Source organism: Litoreibacter ponti, assembly GCF_003054285.1.
GTDB lineage: Bacteria > Pseudomonadota > Alphaproteobacteria > Rhodobacterales > Rhodobacteraceae > Litoreibacter > Litoreibacter ponti.
In genome coordinates this window covers 2,731,063-2,739,299 of the sequence record NZ_QBKS01000001.1, presented here as the reverse complement: position 1 = coordinate 2,739,299, position 8,237 = coordinate 2,731,063, and the positions used below count along the sequence as shown (strand labels likewise).

Below are 8,237 nucleotides of genomic sequence, written 5' to 3'. Positions count from 1 at the left end.
AGCGCTCGGCGTTCTCCACCTGGGCTGCCGCGGGGGCGGCAAGGGTCAGGGCAACGGCTGCGGTCATCAGGGTTTTCATAATGTGTACTCTCTTTCTGCATTTGGCGGCTCGGCCGCCTGTTTTGGGGTTTGCGGCAGGCCTCTCGCCCGCCGTCATCTGCCCACCCAACCGCCGCGCCCCGCAAAAAGGTCCACGACCTCACGACCCCGTGAATACACGTCAGGAGACCGTGAGACTTGCTGCCAAGCGAGGCAAAACAAAAAGCCCCAGGCGCGAACCGAGGGCTTTCTTAGGCTAAAAAGAACCGATCAGTTCTCGTTGATGTCCTTGTCCCAAATCTTCACCTGCCCGTCTCGACGGCCGAAGAAATGGCGCAGGCCCAGCCAGATGATCAGAGAGGCGGCTCCATAGAAGGTCAGCGTGATCGGCAGTGAGCCCATCATCATGTCGGCCGGCCCAACGCCCGCCGCAAAGATCACGCCGATGGCGGCTGCGGCCAAGGCAAAGCCCAACAGGATATAGCCCGGCACGAGTATCTCGAGGATACCAAGTCCAAGGGCCAGGGCGAACCACACCCAATACTGGTTCCAGAGCACGTAGAGTTCCATCAAGTCCTCCCTTTGAGCAATTTGAACGCGTCACCAAAGCTGTCGAGCACGGATGTCGGCAGCAAGACGGTCTGTTTACCTGCCCCCTTGCCCACTTCTGTCAGCGCCTCGACCTGCTTGAGCGCGACCTGGTATTGCGCGGCCTCCAGCCCGTTCTCTTGAATGGCGGCGGCAACCACACCGGTAGCATATGCTTCCGCATCGGCCGAGATTCGCCGCGCTTTGGCCGTCTGCTCGGCAGCGTAGAGCTCTGCATCTGCCTGCAGCTCGACCGAGCGCTTCAGGCCCTCAGCTTCGGTTACCTGCGCACGCCGCGCCCGTTCCGCGTTGAGCTGCTGCAGCATCGCGGCCCGGGTCGCCTCGTCCAGATTGACGTCGAGGATTTCAGCACGGGTTACCTCGATCCCCCAATCATCCACGATCTTCTCCAGCGAGGCCTGAATGCGCAGGATAAGCTGAGCACGGTTCGATTGCACCTCATCCAACTCAAGCGTACCGATCTCGGAGCGCACAATGCCCGCCACCGTGGTGGCAATTGCTGCGTCAATATCGCGGATGCGATAAACAGTCTTCTCCGGCTCGATAATACGGTAGAACACGGACGTTTCCACCTGCACCAACACGTTATCGCTGGTGATCGCATCCTGACGGTTGGTCGGCAGCTGCCGTTCTAGGATAGAGATCTTGTGGGCCACCCGGTCCAGAAACGGCACGATGAAGTTGATGCCCGGCCCAAGCACGGAGCGCAGACGCCCGAAGCGCTCCACCACGAATTTGTCACTTTGCGGCACGATCCGGACACCGGCCAGCACCACGACGACAAGGAAGACAAACAGCAGTAAAAACACTGCGTTATTGCCCAAGAACCCCAAGATAATTTCTTCCATTATACTGCTCCCTCAAACTGTCTTTGCACAACATATGGGGGTTCGCCGCGCGAAAATGAAGGAAAATGCGCCGGAAACACACCGTTCACGCGGCTTATGGCGTGATCACCACACTCGCTCCACCCGCCGCGTATCGAGACGGAAGGAGTCATAATTTGTTGGCAAATGAAGGGTGGTGCCGCTGAAGGGACTCGAACCCCCGACCCCATCATTACGAATGACGTGCTCTACCATCTGAGCTACAGCGGCCACGGCGCGGGCAATAGCACCCTCGGACGGGCGGGGGAAGGCTTAATTTGCCTTCGCTGGCTCCTGCTCTGCATCCTCGGACGGCTCGACTACGATGACCTCGTGGTCTGTAACAATTTCGGCCTCTTCCGCCTCCGGCTCGACCGCACTGGACTTGTCCTCCAATGCGCCGACGATCAGCGGCAGCATCGCCGTTCCCGCGGGCATCGCGGCGGCACTTTCCGGCGCATCTTTCCAGCTGAGCGTGTCGAGACTGCCGCAATTGCCACAGGTCGGAGCCCAAGCCGCCTGAACGGTCTGGCAGTTCTCGCAGACCCATTGCGGACCACGCGGGGCGGACAGCGCCTTGGTCAGCCAGCCGCGCACAACGGCGTCATCGGACCCCTCGCCACGCTCGATGGCGGCCATGATGGTCAGAACGCGCTGCGTTGGCTCCGTCTCGGGAAGGTTGCCGATGGCACGCCGCGCCGCCGGAAAATCCTCTGCCGCGATGTTCAATTCCGCCAGCAGCATCTTCGTCTCGCTGTGGTCCGGCTTCATCGCTGTCAGTGCCTTGAAGCGCTTCAGGCGGGCCTCTGGGGTTTCGTTCGGCTCGATCTCAGCGAAGGCTGCGGCAAGTTCTGGGTGGGGCTGCGCCTCCCAAGCCTTTTTCACGACGCGCGCCGCATATTTCGGCTTGCCGCTTTCGATGTAGCTGCGTGCCGCCAGAACCGCGGCAGGGATCAGGTCAGGCGACAGGCGATTGGCTTCTATGGCCGTCTCGCGCGCCTCGATCGACGCGCCTTCAGCAAGCACATCCTTCGCTTCCGACAGGGCCAGCACAGCATCGCGACGGCGATGCACATCGCGCGGCAAAGCCCCATGCTTCAGCTTGGCATTGAGCGTCTTTCGCGCACCCGCCCAGTCTTCGCTACGGGCTTGCAGTTTCAACAACACATCTTGCGTCTCGACATGTTTCGGCTTCAGCGCAAACGCCTTCTCGGCCAATTTCAGCGCTGTGTCGGTGTCACCCTCCGCAAGCTTCTGCTTCATGATCCCGCGCACGCCGACGAAGCGGGTGCGGTCATCGGACAGCAGGCGTTTGTAGACTTCCTGTGCCTTGCGTGTGTCGCCTGCCTGTTCCGCAGCCTGCGCGGTGATCAGGTTCGTCAGGTCCGGACGGTTGAGATACTTTTCGGCCTTCGCAGCCTTTGCCATCGCGGTGCGTCCCTCGCCCGAGGCCAGCGCCATCAGGCCGTCGGCCAGGGCCTCGAAGCCTTTGCGCTCGCGGCTGCGCGTGAAATAGCGGCTCACCGCTGTCTCGTCGCCATTGAGGAACCGGAAAATCGCGACCAGCAGCCCGATGATCTTGAGCGTCACCCAGAACGCAACCAAAAGGGCCACGATCCCAAGGATCGTCATCAACGGGGACAGCGAGAATTCGGTGTTGGCCACCGACACGCGCACGCCGCCGCTGGTTTCCAGAAGCTGACCCAGACCCAAAGTCACCGCGACGATCACGGCGACAAAGAGCAAAATTTTCACAAGTGACCAGATCATATGCTTATCCTATTTCCCGCTCAGCGCGTCTGAGAGCGTGTCGAACGCTGCCAATGCCGCGTTGCGAGTTCTGGCCTGTTGGGCCCAATCTTCAAGCGCGGTCTGGCCGGCTTCGGGCAGCGCAGAAACCGTTTCGAGCGCCGCGTCGAGGTTGCCAGCTTTCAAATCCGCCTCGGCGCGCGACAGGACCGCATCCGGGTCATCGCCCTCTCGGGGGGTCAGCGACCGGGCGCCAAGCTGATCTTTCAGAAACAACGTCAATCTGTCGGCGGGCGCGTCCCCTGCCGTGGCTTTCAAGGAGGCCGAAAGAGCAGCCCGCGCACTGGCCGAAAAGCTCGCTTCAAGATCCGCGGCCGTAGGAACACCGCTTTCGGCCTGAGAGGCAAGCGCGTCGGGCACATCGGTGGCGGCTTCGATATCGGGGAGCACATCGGAATAGGCTGCGCCCGAATTAAGCGCCGTGCGAAGCTGGTTCATAGCGCCGCGCGCCTGCGCGCGTGCCTCTGCCGCGGCGGCATTTTCCTGCTCTGCCTGAGCGCTCGCGATCTGTTGCTCAGCCAGCGCCGCCATCTCGTTGAGGTTTTCCTGCAAAGCTTCCATTTCGGCCTTTTGAGCAGCGAGCGTCGCCTGCAGCTCTTCCGGCAAGACCTCCGGGCCACCAAAAGCGGGCATCTCATCCAGCCGGGTTTCAAGCTCTGCGAGCGCGGCAGCATTCTGGGTCTGCGCCGCCTCGAACTGCGCATTCAGCGAGGCAAGCGTCTCGCTCACGCCTTCCAGCTGCGACGACTGTTCTGAGACCAGCGCTTGCAATTCATCCTGCTGGTTCCCGCCGAAGACCGGCCATTCGGCGGCCTCGAAATAGATGGCACCACCGAAGCCGATTATTGCCGCAAGGATGCCGCCGAGCAGCGTTCCGAAGAACCCGCTTTTCTGCGCCGGGGGCGGGGGTGGCGGTGCAGCAGGCAGCGGTGCGACGGTTGGGGCGTCAGCGTCCATGACTTCGACGTCGGCGGAGCTTTCCGGCTCGGATGTCGCGTCCTCTGTGTCATCGCGCGTGTCGTCCGTCGCGGGTTTGTCGGACAGGATGATCGCATCCTCTGGCGTATCGTCCGATGCGCCGTCCTTGGGTGCCTCTGACGACGTATCATCCTCTGGGTTGGCCTTCGGCTCCAGCGAAGTGTCGGCCATGGCGGCATCGGGCGTGTCGAAATCCGCGCCTTTCACGGCTCCCGAGATTGCGCCAGCTTTCGATGGAGCATCGGCGTCGGACGCGGGCGTCTCTGGTTTGGGGTCAGCGTCAGACGGGGTCTTCTTCTTACGTGCCAAGGAGCGCGTTCCTTTCGAATTCTGGCCAGCGACTCTGCACTTAGGCCACACGTGAGCTTAAACCAACATTCGTTCGGCCCTCAAGCACAAGACCTATGTCAGCGCCTCGCTGATGGCCGCCCGCATGGATTGCGCATTCGGAGACGCTGCAATTTTGGTCACGGTGATGCCCTGCGCTTCCAACGCCTTGGCAACGCTGTAACTCATCGCGACTGGCCTGAGTTCCGTAGAGGCCTGTTCGGGCAGAGCTTGCGCAAAGCGAACCGCAGCCTTCGGCGAGAACAGCGGAACGATCACGACCCCGCCCGAGAGCAGACAGGCCCGGCCTTCCGCGCTCAACGGACAAGGCTCTTGGCTGTAAACGACGTAGGGCACCGCATGGGCGCGAAGATCGCCCGCCACATCCACGCCGCGGGGGTGGAGCAGTTTCATGCCCTGCGCCTGTGTCTCCAACAAATCGGCCAGCTCGGTGACGGCCCCCTGTGCACTGGTCGCAGAAAAGCCCGCGGCGCGGGCCTCTTGTGCCGTTCGGTCGCCCACGCAAAAGGCCGGGCCGCGCCACGATTGAAGCCGAGCGAACCCCTCCACACCCCGCGCTGAGGTGAAGACCAGACCGTCCGGCGCGATGGGCATCGGGCCGGGATCAAGCCATCTCGTCTCTGTCAGGGGCGAGATGATAACCGGCGCGCCAAGCCCCGCCGCGAACCGCTCGGACGCCTTGCGCGGCCGGGTGAGCAGGATTGTGGGTGGGATTGTCGACGCCATGTCAAAGGTGTTACCCGTTGCCAAAGCCCCGCACAACAGGCCCACCCTTTGGCGCAAACCCTCACTCTTCTTGGCATCGAAAGCAGCTGCGATGACACAGCCGCCGCTGTGATCCGTCAGACCGAAGGCCAAACGGCGCAAATCCTGTCGAACGAGGTGTTCGGACAGACGGAGCTACACGCCGATTTCGGCGGCGTGGTGCCCGAGATCGCCGCCCGCGCCCACGCGGAAAAGCTCGACCTGATGGTCGAAGTGGCGTTGCAGAATGCACAGCTGTCGCTATCTGAGATCGACGCGATAGCCGTCACGGCAGGCCCCGGCCTGATCGGTGGCGTCATGTCAGGGGTGATGTGCGCCAAGGGTTTGGCCGCCGGGTCGAACACGCCCCTGATCGGCGTGAACCACCTCGCAGGCCATGCGCTGACGCCTCGCCTGACCGATGCGCTGGAATTTCCCTACTTGATGCTGCTGGTATCCGGTGGCCACTGCCAGTTCCTGATCGCGCATTCCGTCATGCGCTTCGAGCGCCTCGGCGGCACGATAGACGACGCCCCCGGGGAGGCCTTCGACAAGGTCGCCAAGCTCATCGGGCTGCCGCAACCGGGCGGACCCTCGATTGAGCGGGCGGCCAAAATGGGCGACCCGACGGCCCATCGCCTGCCGCGCCCGTTGCTGGACCGGGAGGGTTGCGACATGTCATTCTCCGGCCTCAAGACTGCGGTGCTGCGCGCCCGCGACGCGCTGGTCGCGTCACAAGGCGGGCTGCACGAAGCGGATCAAAACGATCTTGCTGCCAGCTTTCAGGCTGCTGTGACGGACGTTCTGGTCGAAAAAACGCGTCGCGCGATCGAGGCCTATCTGTCCCACGATCCGCCCACCCCGGCCATCGCGGTTGCAGGCGGCGTTGCGGCCAACACCCAGTTGCGGGCAGGGCTCGCGAGCCTCGCTGATGCGCAGGGAGTCGCCTTCACTGCCCCACCTTTGAAGCTGTGTACCGACAACGCGGCCATGATCGCTTGGGCCGGGCTGGAGCGGTTCCGCCTCGGCCACCGTGATGACCTCACCCTGACCGCCCGTCCGCGCTGGCCCCTCGACGACAGCGCGCAACCGATGCTGGGCTCCGGCAAGAAAGGTGCGAAAGCATGAGCAAGATCACTGTCGCAGGCGCCGGCGCATTCGGCTCGGCCCTCGCCGTGGCGCTGGATATGGCGGACCATGACGTCACCCTCGTGGGCAGGTCGGTCGACGCGTTTCGTGAAAGCCGCGACAACCCGCGCTTGGCTGGCGTGCCGATCCCCCAGCGGATCAAGCTTAGCACTTCGTTGGAGGTAACCGGCGACGACTTACTGCTGCTCGCCGTACCAATGCAATCTTTGGCCGAATACCTCAGCGAAACCGCGCCGCGGCCAAAGGCAGCGATTGCCTGTTGCAAAGGGGTCGACCTTGCCACAGGCCGCGGCCCCAGCGCGATCATGCGCGATGCGCTCGATTGCCCCTCGGCAATCCTGACGGGTCCAAGTTTTGCAGCCGACATCGCCCGCGGACTGCCCACGGCGCTGGTGGTCGCGACGCAGGACCCAATGGGCCCCGAGCTGCAAGAGACGCTATCGACCGACACCCTGCGGCTTTACCTCTCGGACGATCCGATCGGGGCGGAACTTGGCGGCGCCCTGAAGAATGTCATCGCCATCGCGTGTGGCCTTTGCATCGGCGCGGGCATCGGGGAGAGCGCCCGGGCGGCTCTGATGACGCGAGGTATGGCCGAAATCCTGCGCGTCTCGGTCGCCCTCGGTGCCAAGCCGGAGACGCTGGCAGGGCTCGCGGGCTTCGGTGATCTCGCCCTGACCTGCACGTCCGAACAATCGCGCAACTTTTCGCTGGGCCTGTCGATCGGCGGCAAGGGCGAGGCTCCAAAGGCCACGACAGAGGGTCGCCACACCGCCCGCGCCATCGTCAAGCTGGCGGAGGCCAAGGGCGTCGAGATGCCCATCGCCAAAATGGTGGCCGGGGTGGTAGAAGGAAAACTGACCTTGGAGGAGGCGCTTTCGCTGCTGCTTTCCCGCCCGCTGACGAAGGAATGGCCCTATGCTTATCGCCCTGATCTGCACCGATAAACCCAATCACCTCGAGACGCGCAAGGCCAACCGGGACGCCCATGTCGCCTACCTCAAGAGCACCGATGCGGTTGTCCAGGCGGGTCCTTTCCTCGACGAGAATGGCGAGATGTACGGCTCGCTGATCATCCTTGATCTGCCCGATATGGATGCGGCGCACGGCTGGGCTGCGGCTGACCCCTATGCAAAGGCTGGGCTCTTCTCGGAAGTGCGGTTGGAGCAGTGGAACAAGGTAATCGGCTGATGCGGTATTGGTTGTTCAAATCGGAGCCGTCCGTCTGGTCCTGGGACGATCAGGTCGCCAAGGGGGACGCGGGCGAAGAATGGGACGGGGTCCGCAACTACCAGGCCCGCAACTTCATGCGGGAGATGAAGATCGGCGACCGCGGCTTCTTCTACCACTCCCAAAAGGACAAAGAGATCGTCGGCATTGTCGAGGTCTGCGCAGAGGCGCATCCCGACAGCACAACGGAAGATGACCGGTGGGACTGCGTCGATATCAAGGCCGTTGAGCCTCTGAAGTCGGCTGTGACGCTCGAGATGTGCAAGGCGGATGAACGGTTAAGCGGCATGGTTCTCGTGAACAACTCCCGCCTGTCGGTGCAACCGGTCACGCAGGACGAATGGGATATTGTCTGCAAAATGGGAGGTCTGTAGCGCGCCGTCGCACTGACTTCATTGCTTCAGAAATATTACGGGGGAGCTTGAGGGGCAGAGCGCCTCATCAAGAATGGAGGGCGCGCAGCGC

Annotated in this window: 9 protein-coding genes and 1 tRNA gene; 4 read left to right on the top strand and 6 right to left on the bottom strand. The window is 62.8% G+C overall.

The window, feature by feature from the left end; translation table 11 throughout:
* Positions 1-309 precede the first annotated feature (309 nt).
* From C8N43_RS13870 to C8N43_RS13845, 6 genes are all read right to left on the bottom strand, one after another.
* Positions 310-609, bottom strand: a complete 300-nt coding sequence (locus C8N43_RS13870; RefSeq protein WP_245913004.1) for a hypothetical protein — start codon at positions 607-609, stop codon at positions 310-312.
* Entirely contained in the window at positions 609-1,496 is an 888-nt protein-coding gene (locus C8N43_RS13865; protein WP_211308588.1) for an SPFH domain-containing protein, read from the bottom strand. The genes C8N43_RS13870 and C8N43_RS13865 overlap by 1 nt, the downstream gene beginning before the upstream one ends.
* A gap of 173 nt (positions 1,497-1,669) precedes the next feature.
* Positions 1,670-1,745: transfer RNA gene (locus C8N43_RS13860), tRNA-Thr, on the bottom strand.
* Between the two features lie 42 nt (positions 1,746-1,787).
* Entirely contained in the window at positions 1,788-3,284 is a 1,497-nt protein-coding gene (locus tag C8N43_RS13855) for a heme biosynthesis protein HemY (RefSeq protein WP_107846164.1), read from the bottom strand.
* Positions 3,285-3,293: 9 nt separating this feature from the next.
* Complete coding sequence (locus C8N43_RS13850; RefSeq protein ID WP_107846163.1) at positions 3,294-4,610, bottom strand: hypothetical protein; 1,317 nt, start codon at positions 4,608-4,610, stop codon at positions 3,294-3,296.
* Positions 4,611-4,703: 93 nt separating this feature from the next.
* Positions 4,704-5,375 carry a uroporphyrinogen-III synthase gene (locus tag C8N43_RS13845; RefSeq protein ID WP_146174222.1) on the bottom strand — a complete coding sequence of 224 codons (672 nt, stop codon included), beginning with the start codon at positions 5,373-5,375 and terminating at the stop codon, positions 4,704-4,706.
* Positions 5,376-5,423: 48 nt separating this feature from the next.
* Here C8N43_RS13845 and tsaD point away from each other — a divergent pair, with 48 nt between their 5' ends.
* Genes tsaD through C8N43_RS13825 form a run of 4 tightly spaced genes read left to right on the top strand, consistent with a single transcriptional unit; the run spans position 5,424 to position 8,146 of the window.
* Positions 5,424-6,521 carry a tRNA (adenosine(37)-N6)-threonylcarbamoyltransferase complex transferase subunit TsaD gene (gene tsaD / locus C8N43_RS13840; protein ID WP_107846161.1) on the top strand — a complete coding sequence of 366 codons (1,098 nt, stop codon included), beginning with the start codon at positions 5,424-5,426 and terminating at the stop codon, positions 6,519-6,521.
* On the top strand, positions 6,518-7,489 hold the full coding sequence (locus C8N43_RS13835; RefSeq protein ID WP_107846160.1) for an NAD(P)H-dependent glycerol-3-phosphate dehydrogenase: 972 nt from the start codon (positions 6,518-6,520) through the stop codon (positions 7,487-7,489). Before tsaD ends, C8N43_RS13835 begins: the two co-directional genes overlap by 4 nt.
* The gene (locus C8N43_RS13830) at positions 7,461-7,733 is read left to right on the top strand and encodes a YciI family protein (RefSeq protein WP_107846159.1); all 273 of its coding nucleotides are present in this window, start codon (positions 7,461-7,463) and stop codon (positions 7,731-7,733) included. Before C8N43_RS13835 ends, C8N43_RS13830 begins: the two co-directional genes overlap by 29 nt.
* Complete coding sequence (locus tag C8N43_RS13825) at positions 7,733-8,146, top strand: EVE domain-containing protein (protein WP_107846158.1); 414 nt, start codon at positions 7,733-7,735, stop codon at positions 8,144-8,146. Before C8N43_RS13830 ends, C8N43_RS13825 begins: the two co-directional genes overlap by 1 nt.
* Positions 8,147-8,237: the final 91 nt, after the last annotated feature.